Below are 22,845 nucleotides of genomic sequence, written 5' to 3'. Positions count from 1 at the left end.
GTTCTTTCCTTTTTGCTCCACTTTTTAGCAATTACCTTAGTGTAATTTTACACTTCGGGCTAATAAAGTGCAATCACAAAAAAACAGTACCGCCATTTTTTGCGATACTGTTCGTTTAGCTGATTATTCAGTTTTGTCAACCTGGTCTGCAAACAGGCCGTACACATATTTTTCAGGGTCGAATTCCTGAAGGTCATCCATCTTTTCCCCGAGGCCGACAAATTTCACGGGGATGTTCAATTCATTCCGGATGGCAAGGACAATGCCTCCCTTTGCAGTTCCGTCCAGTTTCGAAAGGACGATGCCGGTTACATCCGTTGCTTCCTTGAATGTTTTTGCCTGGATCAGGGCGTTTTGCCCTGTCGTCGCATCAAGTACGAGCAGCACTTCATGGGGAGCTCCGGGGATTTCCCTTTCGATGACCCTTTTCACTTTTTCTAGCTCTTTCATTAAATTCACTTTATTCTGAAGCCGCCCGGCCGTGTCACAGAGAAGGATATCCGCTTTTCTTGACTTCGCAGCCTGGATCGCATCGAACATGACAGCCGCTGGATCTGAACCCTCCGCCTGCTTGATGACAGTAGCCCCCACACGGTCGCCCCATACTTCAAGCTGGTCGATTGCCCCTGCGCGGAATGTATCACCCGCCGCCATCAGGACAGTTTTTCCTTCTGAAATGAATTTATGGGCAAGCTTTCCAATTGTCGTGGTCTTGCCAACCCCGTTGACGCCTACAAAAAGGATTACCGTAAGTGCGTTCTCTTGGATATTTAATTTGGATGATTCGTTTCCACCGGCATTGTAAATATCAACGAGCTTCTCGGATATTACGTTCTGGACTTCCGCAGGGTCGCTAATATTACGGCGTTTCACCTCAAGCTTCAACTGATCGATCAATTCCATCACAGTGTCAAAGCCGACATCCGCCTGGATCAGGATTTCTTCAAGCTCTTCAAAAAAGTCCTCGTCCACTTTTCGGTACCTGGCGACAAGATCATTCACCTTTCCGGAAAAGCTATTTCGCGTTTTCGAAAGCCCTTCCCTGAATTTGTCGGTTACACTGTCGGTTTGCTTTGTAAACGTTTCTTTTAATTTCTTGAAAAAACTCATTTCAACACGTCCTTGTTTTATGTTTCAACCAGCTCTTTCGATTCCTCCAGCCTTACAGAAACAAGCTTGGAAACCCCTGATTCCTGCATAGTGACCCCATAAAGGACATCGGCTTCCTCCATCGTTCCTTTCCTGTGGGTGATGACGATGAACTGGGTACCCGCGCTATAGCGCTTCAAATATTGGCTAAAACGGTACACATTCGCCTCATCAAGCGCTGCTTCCACCTCATCCAGGATACAGAATGGCACCGGACGGACTTTGAGGATTGAAAACAGCAGGGCGATGGCTGTCAACGCCCTTTCACCTCCGGATAGGAGGCCAAGGTTTTGAAGCTTTTTCCCAGGAGGCTGAGCGACAATATCAACACCTGTATGCAAGAGATCATCCGGATCCGTAAGCCGCAAATCCGCGCGTCCCCCTCCGAACAACGCCTTAAAGACAGGCTCGAAATGCATGCGGATGGCGGAGAATGTCTCTTCGAATCTTTTTATCATCTCTTCATCCATTTCACTGATTACAAGATGGAGGGTATCCTTCGCTTCCTGCAGGTCATTTTTTTGCTCCAGCAAAAATTCATAACGCTCCGATACACGCTCATACTCCTCGATGGCACCCAGATTAACCGTCCCAAGCTCCTCGATACCCCGTTTAATGAGTTTGACCTTCCTCCTGGCTTCATCAGGCGGAAGGAGGAGGGGGTGGTTTTCCTTCGCCCCTTCAAACGTAAGCAAATATTCTTCCCGAAGATGGGTAAGTTTATTTTCAAGTTCAACGTCGAGCCTGTTCAGCTTGACTTCCTCATCGCGCAGTGCTTCCGCCATCCCTTTATGCAGCCTTCTAAGCTCTTTCGCCTCAGCTTCGGACTGTTCAAGTTCCGTTGAAAGTTGTAGCCTTTCCTGCCTGCGTTCGGAAATCAGCTTAAGTGTGTTTTCCTTGTCCTTTTGTTTCTCCGCCGCGGCTGCAAGAAGATGGTCTTCGCCTGACAGACTGCCATCCATTTCGGAAACAAGAAGGCCGAGGTCTTCCGTTTGCACTTTCAGCTTATTTGAAACGCCGTCAAGTTCTTCCGTCACACGGTTAACTTGTTCCATTGCATAAAGATATTGTTCGTTTTTGGCGGCAAATTCAACCTTAAGGCTGTTGATCTCTTCAGAAACTGCTTCTTTGGATGTGAGGGCCTTTGCTTTTTGTTCCGACAGCCTGGCGATTTCCGCGTCAAGCGATTGAATTTTCTCCCTTGCGCCATCAAGCGCGCTTTCAAGCTCGTTTTTCCTTGACAGCAGCCTTTCCCTGTCCTCGTTGATTTGGGCTTTTTCCATATCATAAATGGAAAGGCGGTCGCTAATATTTTTCAATTCAAGCTCGGCTTCCCTGAGCGCGCCTTTCAAACGCTGCTCCTCGAGGCGTTTTTCTTCGCCTCTTCTCCTCAACTCTTCAAGGAGACCTTCCGTTTCCTTTACGGATGTTTTCAGGACTTTAACTTCCTCTTCAAGCTGGGACGTTTTTTCTTCCATATCGCCAAGCTTCGCCTTTAATTCATCAAGTTCTGTTTTCCTGCTCAAAAGGCCGGTGGCGTTTTGCTTAGAAGCCCCGCCTGTCATCGATCCTCCGGCGTTCACGACATCCCCCTCAAGGGTAACAACCCTCATCCTGTACTGAAGGGAGCGGGCGATTTCGTTCGCACCTTTCAGGTCGCTGGCAATGAATACATTGCCCAAAAGGTTTTCAATGATATTCCTGTATTTATCTTCGAATTCGACAAGGCCGGATGCGGTTCCGATAAAGGATGGATGCTGTCCGGCCAAATCAAGCTGGGACTGTGCCGGGGATTTGCTTTTTATAACACTTAGCGGAAGGAATGTTGCCCGGCCAGAGGAGTTCCTTTTTAAAAATTGGATTGCCTCCCGAGCACTCTGTTCCGTATCGACAATAATATGCTGAAGGGCTCCGCCGAGAGCGGTTTCGATTGCCGCCTGATATTCTTTTGGAACATGGACGACCTCCGCCACAGCGCCTTCGATTCCGCTTAGCTTTGTCCCGCGCGCCTTTAAAACTTCCTTAACACCCTGGAAAAAGCCGTTGTAGCCTTCCTCCATTTCTTCAAGCATCTCTTTCCTTGACTTCGCTTGCTGGAGGAACTGGTAGGCCTGATATAGCATTTTTTCCTGCTTCTGATAGTTGGCCGAAACCGTTTCAAGGTGCCGTTTGTTTTTTAAAAATTCCTGTACCTGGGATTCCAAATCCTTTGCCACGGATTCGAGTTCCAAGGTGATTTCTTCGACCTTTTGGGCAGCATTCGTACGTTGTTCAAGGAATCGCCCATTCTCTTCGTCAAGCCTTGTGCTTTTCCTGTCATGCTGTTCAAGCTGCTGAAGGACGAGCTTTGTTTCGTTCCGCGCTCCCGCCTGTGCGTTCAGCTCTTCAATGTATTCACTTTTCAGCGATTCAATTTTATCATCGGCGTTCTCGCTATAAAGAACAAGTTCGCCCTGTTTCGCTTTAAGTTTCTCCTGTAGCAGCGATGCCTCGTTACCGAGGGTTTTGGCGGAAGCCAAAAGCTTTTCCCGCTCTCCCTCAAGTGCTGCTTTTTTATCGGAAAGTTCTTTAATGCTATCTTCTAGCTGCCTTTTGTTTTGCGCGGCATTCTTTTTTCGTTCCTTCAGGACTTCCTTCCTGCCCTCAAGCTTCTCAAGTTCCTCGCTCGCATGGAGAAGGACTGTTTGCAGATCGCTGACCGACTCATCGACAGCAGCAATTCTATCACGTGCCTGCTCAATTTCCGCTTCCTTTTTCTGAAGGGAGGCGGACAATTTAACTTCCTCCGCCTTATGTACATCAAAAAGACGGGAAAGCTCTTCCCACTTTCCATGCAGTTCCTCTATTTCAAATACGGTCAGTGCGACCTCGATTTTCTCTAGCTCTTCCTTCTTATCCTGGTAGTCACGGGCGATTGATGCCTGGATTTTAAGAGGCTCAACCTGGCTTTCCAATTCATGAAGAATGTCCGTAACCCTGTTCAGATTGTCCTGTGTTTCAGCCAGCTTGCTTTCAGCTTTTTTCTTTCGTTGCTTATATTTCAGGACGCCGGCCGCTTCCTCGAAAATGGTACGGCGTTCCTCCGCCTTGCTGTTTAGGATTTCTTCAACTTTTCCCTGGCTAATAATCGAAAATGCTTCACGCCCGAGGCCCGAATCCATGAAAAGGTCGACGATATCTTTCAGCCTGCATGGCTGCTTGTTGATGAGAAACTCACTCTCACCCGACCTGAATACCCGCCTGGTTACACTTACTTCATTATATTCAATCGCAAGGCGTTGATCCTCGTTATCAAGGGTTAGCGTGACCTCAGCGAAATTCAGCGGCTTGCGGGAATCGCTCCCCGCGAAAATAATGTCTTCCATTTTTGTGCCGCGAAGGGATTTTGCCGATTGCTCGCCAAGCACCCACCTAATCGCATCGATTACATTACTCTTTCCACTTCCATTTGGCCCGACTACAGCCGTGACACCGGGAACGAAATCGACGCCAATCCGTTCTGCAAAGGACTTGAAACCTACAACATCGAGCCGTTTTAAATACACTGCCTGCTTCCTCCTCTTGCTATTGCCGGTTTTCTCCATCCTCTTCCAGCTGTCCACCCGTTTGCCTCAGCCGTGAAAGCGCCATTTGCGCAGCCAGCTGTTCCGCCTCTTTCTTTGAGCGGCCCGTGCCAACTCCCAGTTCCTCCCCGTTGAGGGAAACCCGGGACACAAATTCCCTGTTGTGTGCGGGCCCCTTTTCCTGGAGCACCTTGTACTCTATCGTTCCGGCACCGTCGCGCTGTACATGTTCCTGCAGCTGGCTTTTAAAGTCCATGACATGGGAAAACACACCGGAATTTATTTTTGGATAAATTGTTTTTTCAAGGAACCAGATTACGGCGTCCAATCCTTTGTCTAGATACAATGCGCCGATAAAAGCCTCAAACACATCCGCGAGCAACGCGGGACGGGTTCGGCCACCAGTCATTTCCTCGCCTTTTCCTAGTAATATCAGCTTGCCGAATGAAAGTTCATTTGCAAAAGACACCAAGGATGGCTCACAGACAATTGCCGCGCGGAGCTTTGTCAGCTCCCCCTCGCTCATCATTGGATATTTTTTAAAAAGGAACTTTGATACGGTCAATTCAAGCACGGCATCACCAAGGAATTCAAGCCTTTCATTGTCCTCAAAAAGCTTCCTGCGATGCTCATTAACATAGGATGAATGGGTAAAGGCTTGTTTCAGCAGCTTTTCATCCGTAAATTGAATGCCAATCCTCGATTGGAATTCTTTAAAAAGATTATCCTTAGCGCGAGTTCCCACAGTTTCTTTTTCCTTATTGTTTTTGCGCATATGTCTCCACCTTGCTTCATCATTCTTGGGGATGCCAATCTTTTTTGAAAGACCTCGGGTAGTTCTATAATACAGAAGAAAGCTCCGTTTGAAAACGGAGCCCGAGAAAACTGCGATTATTTGTTGCTATTTATGTAATTAACAGCATCTCCTACTGTGCTGATTTTCTCAGCATCATCGTCAGAAATCTCCATATCGAACTCATCTTCCAATTCCATAACAAGTTCAACTACATCAAGGGAATCTGCGCCAAGATCATCTTTGAAGGAAGCTTCAAGTGTTACTTGGGATTCGTCAACACCGAGGCGGTCCACAATGATCTTTGTCACGCGTTCTAATACATCTGCCATGCTTGTCACCTCCCCTCAAGCTATTATAGAGTATTTCAAAAAAGGGGTAAAGCGAAACTTCCATTAGCGGGCGGGGTTCCCGTTAAGGCGGGGCAAAGCCAAACCGGAATGAAATTTCACCCGAAAAACCTCACCCAATTCCAGGCCGTTTTACATGACCATGCCGCCATCGATATGGAGCGTCTGTCCGGTCATATAGGAAGAATCCTCCGAGGCGAGGAACACTACGGCCTTTGCAATATCGGAAGGCTCCCCAAAGCGGGCAAGCGGGATTTGCTTAAGCATTTCCGCCTTGACGTCCTCTGTAAGTTTGTCGGTCATGTCAGTCGTAATGAACCCTGGGGCAATCGCGTTTACATTAATGTTACGCGAAGACAGTTCTCTTGCAGCCGTCTTTGTCAGGCCAATCACTCCCGCTTTCGCAGCTACATAATTAGCTTGCCCAGGATTTCCGCTTACCCCTACAATTGAGGCGATGTTGATGATACGGCCGCTGCGCTGCTTCATCATCTGGCGGGTTACGGCTTTCGTGCAAAGGAAAACGCCTTTAAGGTTTATATTGATAACATCATCCCATTCTGATTCCTTCATTCTCATCAGAAGGTTGTCCCTTGTAATGCCCGCGTTGTTGACGAGAATATCCAGGGAGCCAAACCGGTCGATTGTTTCTTTGACCATGGCCGCAACGGCGTCCGGGTTGGACACATCACCCTGGATCGCAAAGGCTTCCCGTCCCATCGCTTTGATTTCCTCCGCAGCCTCATTCGCCCTTGCTTCGCTGCCGGCGAAGTTGATGGCAACATTCGCGCCTTGCCTTGCTAGCTCAAGGGCGATTTCCCTGCCTATTCCCCTTGACGCGCCGGTAACAAGCGCGGTTTTTCCTTCAAGCTTCATTGTTTTTCCTCCTTAAGAGCGGCGATGGTCTCAATGCAGCTCTGTTCATCGGAAACAGAATAGATTTTTACATCACGGCTGATTTTTTTCACAAGTCCGCCGAGCACCTTGCCAGGGCCGAATTCTATGAATGTATCGACGCCAAGCTCTATCATTTTCCGGACAGAATCTTCCCACAATACAGGGGAATAAAGCTGCTTGACCAAATTCGACTTGATTGTATCCGCGTCTTCCATTGGCATCGCATCGGCATTTGCGATGACCAGTACGGATGCATCCCGGATTTGCGCGCCGTTAAGTACATCGCTCAGTTTTTGCGCGGCGGGTTCCATCAGGCTTGAATGGAACGGGCCGCTTACATCCAGTTGGATGACCCTTTTTGCTCCTGCTTCCTTCGCTTTTTCGCCCGCCAGCCTTACGCCTTCCACGGTGCCGGAAATGACAATTTGTCCAGGGCAATTAATATTCGCAAGTTGGACCGGATAACCATCGGCAGTAACCTCAGCGGCCGCATCTGCCAGAATTCCACGTTCAAGGCCCAGTACCGCGGCCATTGTTCCAATTCCATCGGGAACGGCTTCTTCCATGAACTCTCCCCGTTTCCTTACGATGCTGACCCCCTCTTCAAAAGAAAGGGCGCCTGCCGCGACAAGGGCGGAATATTCACCGAGGCTATGCCCCGCGGCATAATCGGCCTTGATTCCGGATTCCTTGAATAAATCAAGAAGCGCTGTACTGATTGTCAGCAAAGCCGGCTGGGCGTTGACTGTTTTTGTCAACGTTTCCTGCGGGCCTTCAAACATGATGTTAGATAAACCATAACCTAATAGTTCATCCGCTTTTTCAAATAAAGCCCTGCTTCTTTCATGATTCCCGGCAAGCTCTTTGCCCATCCCAACAGTTTGGGATCCCTGCCCAGGAAAGATAAATGCGATTTTTCCCATTGAAGCACCTCTTACATTAAGATTCGTTTTTGTCCGGTTTTGCCCTTTCCGCCGATTGTTTGATCAGTCCGGTTACATCATTTGCAACCATTTCCCTTGTTTGGCGGATCGCGCTGAAAATTGCCTGCGCATTGGAAGATCCGTGCGCCTTAATAACCGGGGCTTTTAGGCCGAATAAAGCCGCGCCGCCATATTCGGAGTAATCCATCTGGTCTTTTAATGCCTTCAGGTCGGGTTTCAGGACTGCCGCTGCAAGCTTGCTTTTCAGGCTGGAGGTAAGCGCCCCTTTCAGCATTTTAAAAACGGACATTGCGGTTCCTTCCACCGATTTCAATACCATGTTCCCGGTAAACCCGTCCGTTACGACAACATCGGCCACTCCGTTCAGCAAATCCCTCGCCTCTACATTTCCGACAAAGTTCAGGTCTGATTCCTTTAAGATGGAAAAGGCTTCCTTTGTCAGGTCTGTCCCTTTCTTTTCCTCCGTGCCGATATTGAGGAGCCCAATCCTTGGCTTTGTCATTCCGCGGACTTTCTCTGTATAGACGGAACCCATCAATGCAAATTGATATAAATGCTCCGGCTTCGCGTCCACGTTCGCTCCTACATCGAGAAGCAGGAATCCTTCCCCGCCAATCGTGGGGAGCGTCGGCGCGAGGGCCGGCCTGTCAATTCCTTCTATCCGACCAACCACAAACAACCCGGACGCCATCAGCGCCCCTGTATTCCCCGCGGATATACAGGCGTCCGCGGTACCTTCCGATACCTGTCTTGCCGCAAGGACCATGGAAGCATTCTTTTTTCGCCTTACCGCCCTGACAGGCTCATCCGTTCCAAGGATGACTTCATCGGTATGTAGAATTGAAATCCTGTCATGTCCGGTGAATGTTTCCCTGATTTTCGCTTCATCACCGACCAGAAGGATTTTAATGTCTTTAAATGTGTCGGCGGCCTTAATCGCACCAAGGACGATTTCCTTTGGAGCGTGGTCACCGCCCATTGCGTCAATTGCCAGCCTCATCCGTATTGCCACCTCTGTTTTTATTTGAGCGGAACATTTCAAATTCCCCGATGAAAACGGGCTCGTTGTTCACAAAACTTGTCACTTCAACAAATGTTCTGCCATGCTCGTTGTCAATCCTGGTTACCTTTGCCTTGGCGATAACCCTCTCGCCTTCATGCACGGACCTCTTAAACTGCAAGGCGGATTTCGCGGTCAATGCGAGTTCATCGTTAATGACCGCAACGGCAAGAGAATTTGCCTGAGCGAACAAGTGATGGCCCCTGGCAATCCTGTTCCGTTTGAACACATGCTCTTTTTTAATATCCAAAATCGAAATTGCGCTCTGGTCGAGCTCTATATCGATAATATCCCCAATCACTTCATCTATCGGCAAGGATCGTACTTCATCCTCGAACTTTTTTTCAGCCACGTTTTTGATTCGTTCCCGAAGTTCTGGTATGGACAGTTCAAGCCGGTCAAGCCGGATTGTCTGGACACTGACCGAGAACAACTCGGCTAAATCCTCATCGGTTATAAAGGGATTTTCCTTTATCGTCAAAACTAGCTCGCGCTGCCGTTCTTTTTTGTTACGCTTCATCGCATCCACCGCCATTTGCTCTTATGACTAGGTACTAACAGTAGTATAAAAGTAAGATATCCAGATTGCAAGAGTAATTATCTTGTTTGCCTTGGCATCAATCCAGCTTTTCTCCTTTAAGCAACCCAGCTTCGATTAATCCTTCCCTAAGGTTCGCATACTCGGGTGATTCCCAAAATGCCCTTGACTGGACGAGCTTTGCCGCGTCCTCCCTTGCTGTTTCAAGAGCCCGGTAATCATGGACCATATCGGCTACTTTAAACTCTGGAATCCCACTCTGCTTCTTCCCGAAAAAGTCACCTGGCCCCCTTAATTCGAGATCCTTTTCACTGACAACAAATCCGTCGTTTGTTTCCGTCATGATTTTCATCCGCTCCTTGCCTACTTCCGACTTCGGCTCGGCAAGAAGGATGCAGTAGGATTGGTCGCTGCCCCTGCCGACCCTGCCCCTTAGCTGATGAAGCTGCGCGAGGCCAAAGCGCTCCGCGTCATAAATGACCATCACTGTGGCATTCGGGACATTGACGCCAACCTCGACGACAGTGGTAGAAACAAGAACCTGGATTTCGTTTGCGGCAAACGAACGCATGACTTCTTCTTTTTCCGAAGAATGGAGGCGGCCGTGCATGAGGCCTGCCTTGAAACGGTCCTGGAAGTAGTGAACGAGGGAAGCGTGGACATCGATTGCGTTCTGGACATCAAGCTTATCTGATTCCTCGATCAGCGGGCAGATGACATACGCCTGCCGTCCCTTGCGCAATTCTTTCTCCATAAAAGCCAGCACCCTGTCCAGCATATCCTGCCGGGCCCAATACGTTTCGATCGTTTTCCTCCCGGCAGGCATTTCATCAATAATGGAAACATCCATTTCTCCAAATACGGTGATGGCAAGGGTTCTTGGAATCGGGGTTGCGGTCATGAACAAGACATCGGGATTTTCTCCCTTTTCCCTCAACACACGTCGCTGCTCGACGCCAAACCGGTGCTGCTCATCCGTTATGACAAAGCCAAGCCGGTGAAAAGCGACCTCTTCCTGGATAAGGGCATGTGTCCCAATCAGAATGTCTATCTCACCTGCGGCGAGGGCCGCCAAGATTTCCTTACGCGCCTTCCCCTTTATTGAGCTTGTTAGCAATTCGCAGCGGACTCCGTACGGATCGAATAATTCTTTGAGTGAAGCGGCATGTTGTTCCGCCAGTATTTCGGTCGGCACCATCAGCGCGCCCTGCCTTCCCGCTGTAACCGTCGCGTATAGCCCGATTGCGGCAACGACCGTTTTCCCCGAACCTACATCCCCCTGCAAAAGGCGGTTCATCCTGTACGGCGATTTCAGGTCAGTAAGAATTTCGTTCACAACCCTTTTTTGCGCACCCGTCAGCGGAAAGGGGAGGGCTTCGATGAACGCTTTCAGTTTTGAAAGGTCATATTGTTGGACAATCCCAGGGGATTGCTCTCTTTCAAGCTTCCTGAGCGCCTGCATTTTCAATTGGAAGGCAAGGAATTCTTCGTAAACAAAACGCCTTCTCGCCTTCTTCACATCTTCGGGTGTATCAGGGAAATGCATGATTTTCAGTGCCTCACGCCTATTGGGAAGCCTATATTTCGCAACGAGCCCCTCGGGCAGCGTTTCCTCAATATGATTCCCAAACAGTTCAAAAGCCTGGGCAATGTATTTCCGCATGCTTTTCATCGTCAAGCTACCCCGTAATGTATACACGGGCTCGAACATTTTACCGGACCTGTTTTCACCAAAATGCATTTCGGAAACCGTAATCGCCATCCGGTGCTGGTCCCATTTTCCCGTAACTGTTACTGTTTCACTAATTTTTATTTTGCTTCTTAAATATGGCTGATTGAAGATGATTGACTGGGCTAAATACCGCCCGACTAGCAAGCGAACCGTCATTCGCGATTTGTTTTTTCCAAAACGGGCAAGGGAAGGCTCACTATGAACCTTCCCCTCCACGGTTATTCTCTCCTCATGCTTCACATCAGCGAGGTCGCGCAGCCTGTAATCTTCGTAGCGGTACGGGAAATGTTCGAGCAAATCCTTGATCGTAACAATATTCATGTCAGCCAGAAGCTCCGCTGTTTCATCGCCAATTCCTTTTAAGATTTTTACTGATTGCATGAGATTTGTATTCACTGTTTTGTCAGCGGGATTCCAAAGATTTTCGCTTCCAGCTCCCTGCCGGTTGGAGTCGCCGCCAAACCTCCCTGTGCTGTTTCTTTAAGTGCGGTTGGCATAGATTGGCCAATCTTAAACATTGCGTCAATTACCTCGTCGCACGGAATCCTGCTTTTAATCCCGGCGAGCGCCATATCAGCCGCAACCATCGCATTAGCCGCGCCCATTGCATTGCGTTTTACACATGGCACTTCAACAAGGCCCGCAACAGGGTCGCAAACAAGCCCTAGCATGTTTTTCAACGTAATGGCCATTGCTTCGGCACACTGCTCCGGGGTTCCTCCCGCAAGCTCGACTAGTGCCGCGGCCGCCATCCCAGCGGCGGAGCCCACTTCGGCCTGGCAGCCTCCAGCGGCGCCTGAAATGGACGCATTGTTCGCTACAACGAAGCCAAACGCCCCCGAAGTGAACAAAAAGGAAACCATTTGTTCACGCGTTGGATTCAGCTTGTTTTTCACGGCAAACAATGTTCCGGGAACAACACCCGCGGAACCGGCAGTAGGTGTCGCGCAAATGGTGCCCATGGCCGCATTTACTTCATTCGTGGCGACCGCCTTGCTTACGGCGTCAAGCAATGTTTCGCCCGATAAAAAGTTGCCTTTTTTTATATATTCCTGTAAAAGGACCGCGTCTCCGCCGGTAAGTCCTGAATGGGATTTTACCCCCTGGATGCCACGCTCGACGGCCTGTTCCATAACCCGGAGGTTCCGGTCCATCATCGCAATGACTTCTTCCCTTGACCGCCCTGTTACTTCGACTTCCTGTTCTATCATGATTTCCGATATTTTCACATTCCTGCTGGTTGCGAGTTCGACCAGCTCTGCCACATTGCGGAACATCCGCCATCCCCCCTTTTTATCTAATCGACAATTTTTGTTACTTTTAGGATATTTGGAAGCTTTTCAATTTCATCAAGGATAGGTTGCCCAATATTATGGTCAACTTCGATTGTCATTAGTGCCATCTTTCCCTTTTCTTTCCTGGAAACCTCCATATGGCCGATGTTAATCTGATGGCTGGCCAGGACATTGGCAACATTGGCTATCGCGCCGAACCTATCATTATGGACTACGAGAATGGCCGGATGATGCCCTGAAAGCTTCAATTCGAAGCCGTTGAGTTCGGTAATCTCAATTTTCCCTCCGCCGATCGAAATGCCGACAAGTTCAAGCTCGCCCTTGTCGTCACCTATAATAATCCTGGCTGTATTCGGGTGATCAGTTAAGGCGTCTTCCTCTATGAATCTCAGTTTGATCCCCTTTTCCTCCGCAAGGTCTATCGCCTGGATAATCCTCGGATCATCCGTATCAAAGTCTAGCAAACCGCCAATTAGCGCTACATCGGTGCCATGGCCGCGGTATGTTTTTGCAAAAGAGCCATAGAGTGAAATATTCACCCATTTCGGCTCCCTGCCAAACAGGCTCCTGGCAACACGGCCAATCCTCGCCGCGCCAGCAGTATGTGAACTTGATGGCCCTATCATGACCGGGCCGATTATATCAAATACACTTTTATATTTCATCTCCATTCCCCTTATCAGCTCGGGCCGAACCCGTTTATTTAAAAGCCGTGATGTAACCCGTTGGCGGGCTACAGTGAAAATGCCCCTTCGCTTTAAAGCACCTAGTTGAACCAATCGGGTTCGTACTGCCGTTTAATCTCCTCCTTAGCGGAGAATTGGCGGCAGTAGAACGGGACTAACCCTCAGCGGAAGACCGCCACTGATGGAAGGTTCACTTTATCCCACTCTTAAGGGACAGTAAGCCCCTTGGGGCAACTGTCCCTAAAGGTCCGATTGGTGAGCTACAGTGAAACTAGCCGCTCGCCTTTTAGCGGCTTAGTTGAACCAATCGGGTTCGTACTGCCGTTTAATCTCCGCCTTAGCGGAGAATTAGCGGCAGTAGAACGGGACTAACCATCAGCGGAAACCCACCGCTGATGGAAGGTTCACTTTATTTTAACGAATTGTTTTGTATTTTGACAAATTCTTTTCCTTGTGGCCTAACTGGGAAATGAAGAAAAGGCATTCGCCAGTATTGGCAGAATGCCTTTTTCGTAAAATCGGCTATTCGATTGCAAAAATGAACGGATACAGCGGCTGCTCGCCATTATGGATTTCAATTTCGACATCCCCGAAATTGTCCTCGACAAACGAAGCGATTACTGCGGTTTCTTCTTCTGTAACGTCCTCGCCTTGAAGGATAGTCAGGATTTCAGATTCATCATCAAGCATTTTCGCAAGCAGCTCCTGGGCCGCAGCGACTTTTTCTTTGCTTTTTACAATAATTTTCCCTTCGTTGATGCCCATGAAGTCGCCTTTTTCGATATCGAGCCCGTCAATGTTCGTATCCCGGACCGCGAAGGTAATCTGGCCTGTCTTGACATGCCGCATCGCCTCAGACATCGCAGATTCGTTTGTTCCCATATCGGCTCCCGGATTAAACGCGAGCAACGCCGAAAGTCCTTGCGGCACAGTCTTTGACTGGATGACAACCGCCTTTGAACCTGTTACTTCCGCGGCCTGCTGGGCTGCCATTATGATATTTTTATTGTTAGGTAGGATGAATACCTTCTCCGCATTGACTTCCTCAATCGCCTTTACGATATCCTCGGTGCTCGGATTCATCGTCTGGCCGCCTTCAATGACGGAATGGGCACCGATGCTCCTGAATAATTCGGCAATACCGGATCCCATGGATACGGTAACGATCCCATATTCCCGGCGCTCTTTTGGTGCGTTCTCGGTAACTAGCGGCGTGTGTGTTTCACCAATAATATTCGAATGCTGTTGGCGCATGTTTTCTATCTTGATATTGATTAGGCTCCCGTATCGCTGTCCATAGCTCAGAACTGTACCGGGTTGCTCGGAATGGATATGTACCTTTACCACATCCTCATCGGCAATGACTAGGAGCGAATCGCCATATTGGCTGAGGTCACGGCGGAATGCATCTTCTTTGAACGGCTTGGCTGCCAGCTTGTCCGCCTCGAATTTCACCATAAATTCAGTGCAATACCCGAATTCGATGTCCTCCGTGTTCATATGGGACTGGACGCTCCTATGGTGCTCGGCATTGACGAGTTCATTCATCGATGGCAACGCTTCAGGGGAATCTGGGAGCTTCTCGCCTTTAAGCTCGGCAAGGAATCCCTCGTAGACAAAAACAAGGCCCTGGCCGCCACTGTCCACTACCCCTACTTCCTTTAGGACAGGAAGAAGGTCCGGCGTCCGCTTCAGGGATGCTTTTGATTCCGCAAGTACCGCTTCCATAATTTGAATGATATCATCAGTTGATTTTGAAGCTTGGACACCCTTTCGCGCGGAGTCTTTTGCCACTGTCAGGATTGTTCCTTCAACAGGCTTCATAACAGCCTTGTAGGCCGTTTCGACCCCCGTTTCTAACGCTGCGGCGAATTCTTTTCCGCTGATGGACGATTTTGTTTCGATTGCTTTGGAAAATCCCCTGAACAGCTGTGATAGGATGACTCCGGAATTTCCGCGGGCACCCATTAACAAACCTTTAGAAAGTGCTGTTCCGACCTTGCCGATATGTTCCTGGACATTATTTTTGACTTCCTTCGCCCCGGATGTCATTGACAAGTTCATATTCGTTCCGGTATCGCCATCCGGCACGGGAAAAACATTCAGGGAGTCAACCAGCTTCGCATTCGCTGCAAGGTGGTTGGCACCCTGAATAACCATTTCCGCAAATTGTATACCGTTTAACGCTTTCATTGACACTGATGCTTCCTCCTCACTACGGGTTCGTTACACGAACTCCCTGGACGTAAATATTTACCGAGTCAACCGTTAAGCCAACCGTTTTTTCAAGGGTATATTTTACTTTCGATTGCACGTTGTGGGCAACCTCGGAAATTTTCGTTCCGTAGCTGACGATAATGTACATATCAATATGCACTTGGCTTTCTTCCTGACGGACAATCACACCCCGCGTGAAATTTTCCTTCCTGAGGATTTCAGTGAGTCCGTCCCTGATTTGGTTCTTCGAAGCCATCCCTACGATCCCATAGCAGTCAACCGCCGCGCCGCCTGAAATGGTCGCGATTACTTCGTTTGAAATATCGATTTGCCCGAACTTCGTCTTCATTTCGATGGACATGAACGTTCCCCCTTTTGGTAATTGCTCATTTGCTAAAGCCATTTTACTATAGTCCAGCCTATTTTGAAAGTTATACTGCCATGCTTATTATACAGCATCAACATCTGTTTGATGTCAAGGTTTTTTTCTTGAAAGCTTTCGTTTCATCTATTGCAATCAGTATCGTTGTATGATAAATTATTAAAGTATCTTTTAGAAACGGGGACAGATTCCTTTTCCCCGCTCCGGACGAAACCGGACTTGGCGAAAATGCAATAGAAAAGTACTCGCTTATGCATGTTAAGGAGGGAAACAATATGCCACGCAAATGTGTTATCACAGGCAAGAAAACTACAACTGGCAACCACCGTTCTCACGCTATGAACGCTAACAGGCGTACATGGGGCGCCAACCTACAAAAGGTCCGCATTCTTGTAGACGGAAAGCCAAAACGTGTTTGGGTATCCGCAAGGGCGCTCAAATCCGGCAAAGTAGAACGCGTATAATGCTGTTCAGGGACAGGCATCCATTTGGTGCCTGTTTTTTGTTTTTGTCTACGAAATTTTAAGATGGAACCTTGTGGATAACTCGAAATAAGTTATTGTAATTCAGCTCCACAAGAGTAAGCTACGGAAGCATAATCCTCGCACGAAGAAAAAGCGATAGCTTTTTCGAGGAGCGTCCTAGCCCCTCGAGGTCTTAAGCCGGTTCCCTCCGGAGGGCAGGCCCGTCCTCGGAAATGCCCGCATTTCCTTCGTGCGTGGGCGAATTCAGGGATGCCATTCAGTGTCCTGCGGGCCCCGTCTTATGCTTGTCGGGGCTGACCACGGCGCTTACGCATTTTGTTATTTGCTAATTTTTAATAATGGTACTAAAAAGGAAAAACACCCTTTTACAAGGGTGCTGTAACATCCATATTCCTCATTCGCCTTTTCTAAACATCCCAATCATCGCCCGGACAAGCCCACCCAGGAATCTTGGCAGTTTGATCGTATAAAATTTCATAGTGCCCCTCCTCACCTTTTCACACGGCTCAATCTTTACCTGTACTCTTATTTAGGATATTCCGCTCATTATAAATAAGTACATTAAACCGGAGAACAGATTAGTCATTGCTCCTTATGACTATTAATATGCCTTCAGAAAATGAAAAAGTACCGGTTTCCTCAATTAGTTCATTGCTGACACAAAGTGTGGAACCTTTAGGAACATATCGGTTTTCCAGTGGATATTTGAACCCATGCAATGTCAAGCCTTCTACATTCTGTGAGCCAGGAAGGAAGGAAATATATTTTTTGCCGCTCTCTTTTTCAATTTGATAGAGTCCCGGTACCTTCATGGAAACACTATTCAAACAATCGATTAGGATGATTTCACAGGGCTGCTTTTCTAAGGCGTATTTTTCAAGCAGCTGGATATTGGCAAGGAAATGGTCAATTCGCCCACCAGTAGCGCCGAAAATACGGATGATGTCCGGTTTTTGTCCAATCGCCCAGGAAAGGGCAAGCTCCATGTCCGTTTCATCTTTTTCGGGCTTGTACTTTTTTAGATCGGGAATAGCCGCTTCAAATTCCGCCAATTCTTCTTTCGTGACAGAATCGAAATCCCCGAATGCGGCATCAGGCATAATACTGTTTTCCAGCAACACCGCCGTGCCACCATCGACCCCTATCCATCTCGTTTGGCCTTCGTCATATTCCCGAAGCGGAGGAATGTATGCCCTAGGGCCGCCTCCTACAATATTAATAATCAAATGAGCACCTCCTCCGACTTTCAAAGCAGCGTTTTAAAATTTCCCTTCAGCAATGCGTATCAAAGAAAAAAACCAGCATAAAAGCTGGCTATAATTTCGAACTAGTTAACCGCGGATGTCGGCAATTGCTTTTGCCCTGTCTACCTGCCCGTACACCGCCGACCCGGCAACAAGGACAGTCGCACCGGCTTCAATGCATAGCTTGGCGGTTTCGGCATTAACACCGCCGTCAACTTCAATTTCAAGTTCCTTGCCGGCCGCCAAAGCCATCGCTTTAACTTGACGGATTTTCGGCAGGACTCCTTGAATGAATTTTTGTCCCCCAAACCCCGGATTAACAGTCATAAGCAAGACCATGTCGACATCTTCAATTATATGCTTGATCGACTCAACGGGTGTCGCCGGGTTAAGGACTACGCCAGCTTTGATGCCAAAGCTTTTAATTAGGTGGATTGTCCTATGAAGATGGCGGCTCGCTTCAACATGGACCGTTATGTAGTCCGCTCCCGCTTTCGCAAACGCCTCAATGTATTGGTCTGGGTTTTCAATCATAAGGTGCACGTCGAGCGGAAGGTCCGTTACCGGGCGGATTGCCTCGACAATCAGCGGACCGATTGTAATATTCGGAACAAAGTGACCGTCCATTACATCAACATGGATGTAGTCTGCTCCCCCACGCTCGACATCTTTAATTTCCTCGCCAAGCCTTGAAAAATCAGCTGAGAGGATTGAAGGTGCAATTTTGACCATAACTAATACCTCGGCTTTCTGTCTTTAATTTCCTGTAAAAAATCTAAATAATTTTCATAGCGGTACTGGGGGATAGCGCCTTCCTCAACCCCGGCCTTTACCGCACATTTTGGCTCCTTTACATGGAGGCAGCCCCTGAATTTGCAGTTTTCGGCGGTCCGTGAAATTTCCGGAAAACACGAACCGAGTTCGCTAGCTTCGATTTCCTGGAATTCCAGCGAGCTGAAGCCAGGTGTATCTGCTACAAGACCTTCCCCGATCTCAATCAGCTCAACATGGCGAGTTGTATGCCGCCCCCTGCCCAGGTGGCTTGAAATGCCACTCGTTTTAAGCTCGAGCCCAGGGCGGAGTACATTCAGAAGTGATGATTTACCGACCCCCGATTGACCCGCGAAAACGGAAATTTTTCCGTCCAGATGGGGAAAAAGCTGCTCGATTCCCGTCTCTGTTTCCGAAGAAACGAGGATGACTTCATAACCCGCGGACCGATAGTCCGATGCATAACGTTCTATCTCTTTTAGTTCAGTTTCGGTCACAAGATCGGTTTTCGTAACGCAAATGATTGGTTCAATATGGTTGTACTCGACGAGAACGAGAAAACGGTCGAGAAGGACCGGGCTGAATGTCGGTTCAACAGCGGAAAAGACGAGGAACGCCCGGTCAACATTAGCGATCGGAGGCCTGATAAGCTCGTTTTTCCGGTCTTTGACCTCGAGGATGTACCCTTCCTGTTGATTCTCTGCCTGGAAAACAACATCATCCCCGACAAGAGGCGTGATTTTGTTTTTCCGGAAAACGCCCCTCCCCCTGCATTGGGTAACCGTTCCATTGTGGACAACATAATAAAAACCGCTTAATGCCTTAATGATTTTCCCTTCAGGCATATACACACTCCTTGATTTATCGTTTTCTCCAAGAGCAGGCGGGCTGAAGGCTGTAAAAAAACCCTCCTGCCCGCCGCAAACTATTCGGCATCTTCATAGGATACAGTGTAATTATCGATGACCCTGTTGTCGAGGATGACTTGGTAGCCTGCTTTTTTACCGTACGGCACCTGGAGTTCGATAACAATTGTTTCGGTGGATGTAATCGCGCCTGTTTCAGCCGGTTCCGTCATTGTATGGACAGCATCATCAATATAAACCTGGTACTCCTGCGGCTGGCCGGGTACTTCCGGATCATATTCAAGGGTAATTTCCCTCCGGATCTTTTTGGGCAAGATTTCTTCCTTCCCTTTTGAAAGTACGACAGTGACCGTATCCCCTCGGTAAAGTTCAGATCCGGCAGGAGGTGTTTGCGAGACAACAAGCCCTTTTTCTATCGTTTCATCATAGACCGGCTCAGCCATCTTCACCTTCAATCCAGTCGACTCCGCGTAATCGGCAAGGCTTTTTTCATTATACTCCCGTAAATCGCGGAGTGTAATTTTTTCGGGCCCCTTGCTAATAACGAACTCCATCTCGGTTTCCTCTGGAACTACAAGTTTCCCTTTTGGTTCGCTCTGTTTAAGGATTGTTCCTGGATCGCTTTCATCATGCTCCTCGATAGGAGGGACAATCTTGAATTTTTCTTTTTTAAGAAGCTGTTCCACTTCCTTGAAAGGCCTTCCTGTGTAATCAGACAGTTCGTACCTTTCTTTCCCGGAGCTGACAAAAAGATCAATCCTCGCCCCCTCCTTGGCCGTATGTCCGCCAGGCGGGTCGGTTTTTACCACGAGCCCTTGCTGAACGAGATCATCAGGTATTTCCCTCGTTTCACCGATTGCAAACCCAGCGTCTTTTAAATCGGATATGGCATTGTTGAGGGTTCCCCCGCGAACATCCGGGATTTCTACATCTTTTGCCCCGAAAATTGCCGGAAAGACGGTTATCGTCATTATTCCCAAGAGCACAAGTGCCACGAATGTGGACACAAGGATGATCGGCCATTTTTTCCGTTTCTTCTCTACTTTTTCCTGCTGCCCGGTGGATTCCACCGCGCTCTCCTTTTCCTGAGCATGGACGATTGTTTCATCCAGGTTTTTCAGATGCTGATCCGCGGTAATAATCGGAATCACTTTTGTCACTTCATTGTCTTGGGGTATGACAAATTTTGGCTCGTTGATCCTTTCCGGGTAAAGGGAAGTACGCAGGTCGTCTTCCATTTCCTCAACACTGTCGTAGCGAAGGAAAGGGTCTTTGGCGGTTGCCTTTAAAACAATGTTTTCCACGCTTTGCGGAATGTCTGGATTCCATCTCCGAACCGAAGGGGTTTCAGATTGGAGGTGCTTCAGAGCAATAGAAACCGCCGACTCCCCAAAAAACGGAAGCCTGCCGGTCAGCAGCTCGAACATTACGATTCCGAGTGAATAGATATCCGACTTTTTATTTGCCATACCGCCTCTCGCTTGTTCAGGAGACAAATAATGGACGGAACCCATGACCGAATTGGTTTGTGTAATGCTTGTCGAACTGAGGGCCATCGCAATGCCAAAATCGGTTACCTTAACATTCCCCTGCCTGTCAACCAGTATGTTCTGTGGCTTTATATCCCTATGGACGATGTGATTCTGATGGGCGTGGGCAATCGCCGAGGTCAGCTGTTTCATAATCTCGATGGCCGCTTCCACCCTGAGCGGGGAAAATTGTTGTATGTATTGCTTCAGGGTCTGCCCATCCACGTATTCCATAACGATATAATAGAGGTCTTCTTCCTCGCCGACATCGTAAATGTTGACAATGTTGGGGTGGGCGAGACTGGTCGCCGACTGTGCTTCCCGGTGGAATCTCCGGATGAATTCCTCGTCGTTGGCAAAATCAAGGCGGAGCATCTTGACGGCGACATTCCTGTCCAGGATCATATCATGTGCGAGGTAAACGTTTGCCATCCCTCCGCCGCCTATAGCATCAAGAATCTTATAGCGCCCGCTAACGCGTTTTCCAATCATCATTTAACTATCACCCTCGCTGACTCCGGCAAACTCGACAATCGCCAAGGTGATATTGTCTTCTCCACCGTATTCATTGGCAAGGGAAATCAGCCTGGAGGCTTTTTCTTCAAGCGAATCCCCGCTTGAAAGGACCTCCGCCATTTCGTTTTCACTTACCTTATTGGAAAGGCCATCGGAACAAAGCAAAATCGCGTCGCCTTCTTCAAACATGATGGTGCTGACATCCATCTCGACTTTTTCCTCCGTGCCAAGCGCCCTAAGCAGGACATTTTTTCGCGGATGGTTTTCAGCATCCTCCCTTGAAATTTGCCCGGAGCGAAGCAATTCATTTACAAGGGAATGGTCCTCCGTTATTTTTCTGAAACCAGATTCATTGAGAATATAGCAGCGGCTGTCGCCAATATTGGCGATTGTGGCGGAATCCTCAAGCATGATGGCTGCGACGATGGTCGTCCCCATACCATCACACGCCTTGTTTGCGCGGGCATGCCTGAAAATTACCCCGTTAACAAGGCCGATGTGCTCCTTCAGCCATCGCTCAGCCTGGTCGGGAACCTTAATCCCTCTTGAATTCTCCCAAAAATTTTTCAACTCCGTTAACGCAATCCCGCTGGCAACATCCCCGGCGCGGTGGCCGCCCATGCCATCCGCTACGATGGCCAGGCGGTAGCCATCGCCATTCACGAAAATTCCCCCGTTATCCTCGTTATGGCTTCTAATTTTCCCCTGGTCAGTCATATAGACCGCTCTCATCTAGCTTTTCAACTCCTCCTCACGGGCTTTAGCCCGCAGCTGTCCGCATGCCGCATCGATGTCATGCCCCTGCTCTCGCCTGATGGTTACATTGATTCCCCTATTTTTAAGGGCTTTTTCAAACGCAAAAATCTGGTCTTTCGGAGTTCTTACATAATCCCGTTCCGGAACGTAATTGACTGGGATAAGGTTTACGTGGCATTTTAGCCCTTTTAAAAGGTTGGCAAGCTCTTCGGCGTGTTCGATTTGGTCGTTCACCTTCCCGAACAAGCCATATTCAAAACTAATCCTTCTCCCTGTCTTATCGATATAATACCTTACAGCTTTCATTAAGTCATCAAGTTTGTAAGCCTTGTTTATCGGCATTAGCCTGCTTCTTAACTCCGTATTGGGGGCATGGAGGGAAATGGCGAAATTAATCTGCATGTTCTCATCCGCAAATTGGTATATCTTCGGGATGATTCCGCTTGTTGAGACGGTGATGTGTCGTGCTCCTATATTCAGCCCTTTGTCATGGTTGATGATTTTCAGGAAGGAAAGCATATTGTCATAGTTGTCGAACGGCTCGCCAATTCCCATTATTACGACAGAGCTCACCCGCTCATTCGTTTCGTCGAGCGCCTTTTGGACTTTAACGACCTGGGCCACAATCTCTCCTGCTTCAAGGTGCCGTTTCAGGCCGCCAAGTGTGGATGCGCAAAACGTGCAGCCAATTCGGCAGCCAACCTGCGTTGTAACGCAAACCGAATTCCCGTAATCATGGCGCATAAGCACCGTTTCAATCGAATAGCCATCATGCAGTTCGAAAAGAAATTTGATGGTCCCATCAGCCGATGTTTGCTGGATAGCTGTCGTGAGGGTTGTTAGATTGAAATTGTCCTCCAGTTTTTCCCGGAGGCTTTTAGAAAGATTGCTCATTTCTTCAAAGGAAACAGCCCTCTTATTATAAAGCCATTCAAAAATCTGCTCGGCCCTGAACGGCTTTTCCCCTTGCGTGGTTAGCCAATCCTTCAATTCGTGAAGCTGGAGCGAGTAAATGGACGGTTTCTGCTGTTCTTCGGAATTTGTTTTCTTTGCTGTATTGTTTGGTTCCATC

21 protein-coding genes are annotated in these 22,845 nt (G+C 48.4%); 1 reads left to right on the top strand and 20 read right to left on the bottom strand.

The window, feature by feature from the left end; all coding sequences use genetic code 11:
* Positions 1-123: 123 nt before the first annotated feature.
* From ftsY to V1499_RS09190, 13 genes are all read right to left on the bottom strand, one after another.
* Positions 124-1,110, bottom strand: coding sequence for a signal recognition particle-docking protein FtsY (ftsY, locus tag V1499_RS09250; RefSeq protein WP_409275639.1), 987 nt, complete (start codon positions 1,108-1,110; stop codon positions 124-126).
* 17 nt (positions 1,111-1,127) lie between these two features.
* On the bottom strand, positions 1,128-4,694 hold the full coding sequence (smc, locus tag V1499_RS09245) for a chromosome segregation protein SMC (protein ID WP_409275638.1): 3,567 nt from the start codon (positions 4,692-4,694) through the stop codon (positions 1,128-1,130).
* A 19-nt stretch (positions 4,695-4,713) separates the two neighbouring features.
* On the bottom strand, positions 4,714-5,487 hold the full coding sequence (gene rnc / locus V1499_RS09240) for a ribonuclease III (protein WP_409275636.1): 774 nt from the start codon (positions 5,485-5,487) through the stop codon (positions 4,714-4,716).
* Between the two features lie 116 nt (positions 5,488-5,603).
* Positions 5,604-5,837, bottom strand: a complete 234-nt coding sequence (locus tag V1499_RS09235; protein WP_409275634.1) for an acyl carrier protein — start codon at positions 5,835-5,837, stop codon at positions 5,604-5,606.
* Positions 5,838-5,987: 150 nt separating this feature from the next.
* Positions 5,988-6,731, bottom strand: a complete 744-nt coding sequence (gene fabG, locus V1499_RS09230) for a 3-oxoacyl-[acyl-carrier-protein] reductase (protein ID WP_409275632.1) — start codon at positions 6,729-6,731, stop codon at positions 5,988-5,990.
* Positions 6,728-7,675, bottom strand: coding sequence for an ACP S-malonyltransferase (gene fabD, locus V1499_RS09225; protein ID WP_409275630.1), 948 nt, complete (start codon positions 7,673-7,675; stop codon positions 6,728-6,730). The genes fabG and fabD overlap by 4 nt, the downstream gene beginning before the upstream one ends.
* A 16-nt stretch (positions 7,676-7,691) precedes the next feature.
* Positions 7,692-8,696, bottom strand: coding sequence for a phosphate acyltransferase PlsX (gene plsX, locus V1499_RS09220; RefSeq protein WP_409275628.1), 1,005 nt, complete (start codon positions 8,694-8,696; stop codon positions 7,692-7,694).
* Entirely contained in the window at positions 8,680-9,276 is a 597-nt protein-coding gene (gene fapR / locus V1499_RS09215; RefSeq protein ID WP_409275626.1) for a transcription factor FapR, read from the bottom strand. Before fapR ends, plsX begins: the two co-directional genes overlap by 17 nt.
* 97 nt (positions 9,277-9,373) lie before the next feature.
* Positions 9,374-11,422: an ATP-dependent DNA helicase RecG gene (gene recG / locus V1499_RS09210; protein ID WP_409275624.1), complete on the bottom strand. Its 2,049-nt coding sequence runs from the start codon at positions 11,420-11,422 to the stop codon at positions 9,374-9,376.
* Positions 11,419-12,303 (bottom strand): L-serine ammonia-lyase, iron-sulfur-dependent, subunit alpha, encoded by an 885-nt coding sequence (sdaAA, locus tag V1499_RS09205; RefSeq protein WP_409275622.1) that lies wholly within the window; start codon positions 12,301-12,303, stop codon positions 11,419-11,421. Before sdaAA ends, recG begins: the two co-directional genes overlap by 4 nt.
* Positions 12,304-12,323: 20 nt before the next feature.
* Complete coding sequence (gene sdaAB / locus V1499_RS09200; protein WP_409275620.1) at positions 12,324-12,986, bottom strand: L-serine ammonia-lyase, iron-sulfur-dependent subunit beta; 663 nt, start codon at positions 12,984-12,986, stop codon at positions 12,324-12,326.
* A gap of 543 nt (positions 12,987-13,529) precedes the next feature.
* A complete protein-coding gene (locus V1499_RS09195) occupies positions 13,530-15,200 on the bottom strand; it encodes a DAK2 domain-containing protein (RefSeq protein WP_409276266.1) in 1,671 nt (556 codons plus the stop codon).
* Between the two features lie 22 nt (positions 15,201-15,222).
* Positions 15,223-15,585 (bottom strand): Asp23/Gls24 family envelope stress response protein, encoded by a 363-nt coding sequence (locus tag V1499_RS09190; RefSeq protein ID WP_316568475.1) that lies wholly within the window; start codon positions 15,583-15,585, stop codon positions 15,223-15,225.
* Positions 15,586-15,881: 296 nt separating this feature from the next.
* Between V1499_RS09190 and rpmB the strand changes: the two genes are divergently transcribed.
* Complete coding sequence (gene rpmB, locus V1499_RS09185) at positions 15,882-16,070, top strand: 50S ribosomal protein L28 (protein ID WP_316568474.1); 189 nt, start codon at positions 15,882-15,884, stop codon at positions 16,068-16,070.
* A 415-nt stretch (positions 16,071-16,485) separates the two neighbouring features.
* Here rpmB and spoVM read toward each other — a convergent pair whose 3' ends face one another.
* From spoVM to rlmN, 7 genes are all read right to left on the bottom strand, one after another.
* Entirely contained in the window at positions 16,486-16,569 is an 84-nt protein-coding gene (gene spoVM, locus V1499_RS09180) for a stage V sporulation protein SpoVM (RefSeq protein ID WP_048824436.1), read from the bottom strand.
* A 100-nt stretch (positions 16,570-16,669) separates the two neighbouring features.
* Positions 16,670-17,317 carry a thiamine diphosphokinase gene (locus tag V1499_RS09175; RefSeq protein WP_409275618.1) on the bottom strand — a complete coding sequence of 216 codons (648 nt, stop codon included), beginning with the start codon at positions 17,315-17,317 and terminating at the stop codon, positions 16,670-16,672.
* Positions 17,318-17,422: 105 nt separating this feature from the next.
* The gene (rpe, locus tag V1499_RS09170; RefSeq protein WP_409275616.1) at positions 17,423-18,067 is read right to left on the bottom strand and encodes a ribulose-phosphate 3-epimerase; all 645 of its coding nucleotides are present in this window, start codon (positions 18,065-18,067) and stop codon (positions 17,423-17,425) included.
* A 2-nt stretch (positions 18,068-18,069) separates the two neighbouring features.
* Positions 18,070-18,951 carry a ribosome small subunit-dependent GTPase A gene (gene rsgA / locus V1499_RS09165; RefSeq protein WP_409275614.1) on the bottom strand — a complete coding sequence of 294 codons (882 nt, stop codon included), beginning with the start codon at positions 18,949-18,951 and terminating at the stop codon, positions 18,070-18,072.
* 80 nt (positions 18,952-19,031) lie between these two features.
* Positions 19,032-20,996 carry a Stk1 family PASTA domain-containing Ser/Thr kinase gene (pknB, locus tag V1499_RS09160; protein ID WP_409275612.1) on the bottom strand — a complete coding sequence of 655 codons (1,965 nt, stop codon included), beginning with the start codon at positions 20,994-20,996 and terminating at the stop codon, positions 19,032-19,034.
* Positions 20,997-21,749, bottom strand: coding sequence for a Stp1/IreP family PP2C-type Ser/Thr phosphatase (locus V1499_RS09155; protein WP_409275610.1), 753 nt, complete (start codon positions 21,747-21,749; stop codon positions 20,997-20,999).
* Positions 21,750-22,844: a 23S rRNA (adenine(2503)-C(2))-methyltransferase RlmN gene (rlmN, locus tag V1499_RS09150; protein WP_409275608.1), complete on the bottom strand. Its 1,095-nt coding sequence runs from the start codon at positions 22,842-22,844 to the stop codon at positions 21,750-21,752.
* Position 22,845: the final 1 nt, after the last annotated feature.

Source organism: Neobacillus oceani (assembly GCF_046237595.1).
GTDB classification, from domain to species: domain Bacteria; phylum Bacillota; class Bacilli; order Bacillales; family Cytobacillaceae; genus Bacillus_D; species Bacillus_D oceani.
Note: the sequence above shows the minus strand (reverse complement) of the source record. Positions and strands in the feature narration are given on the sequence as shown.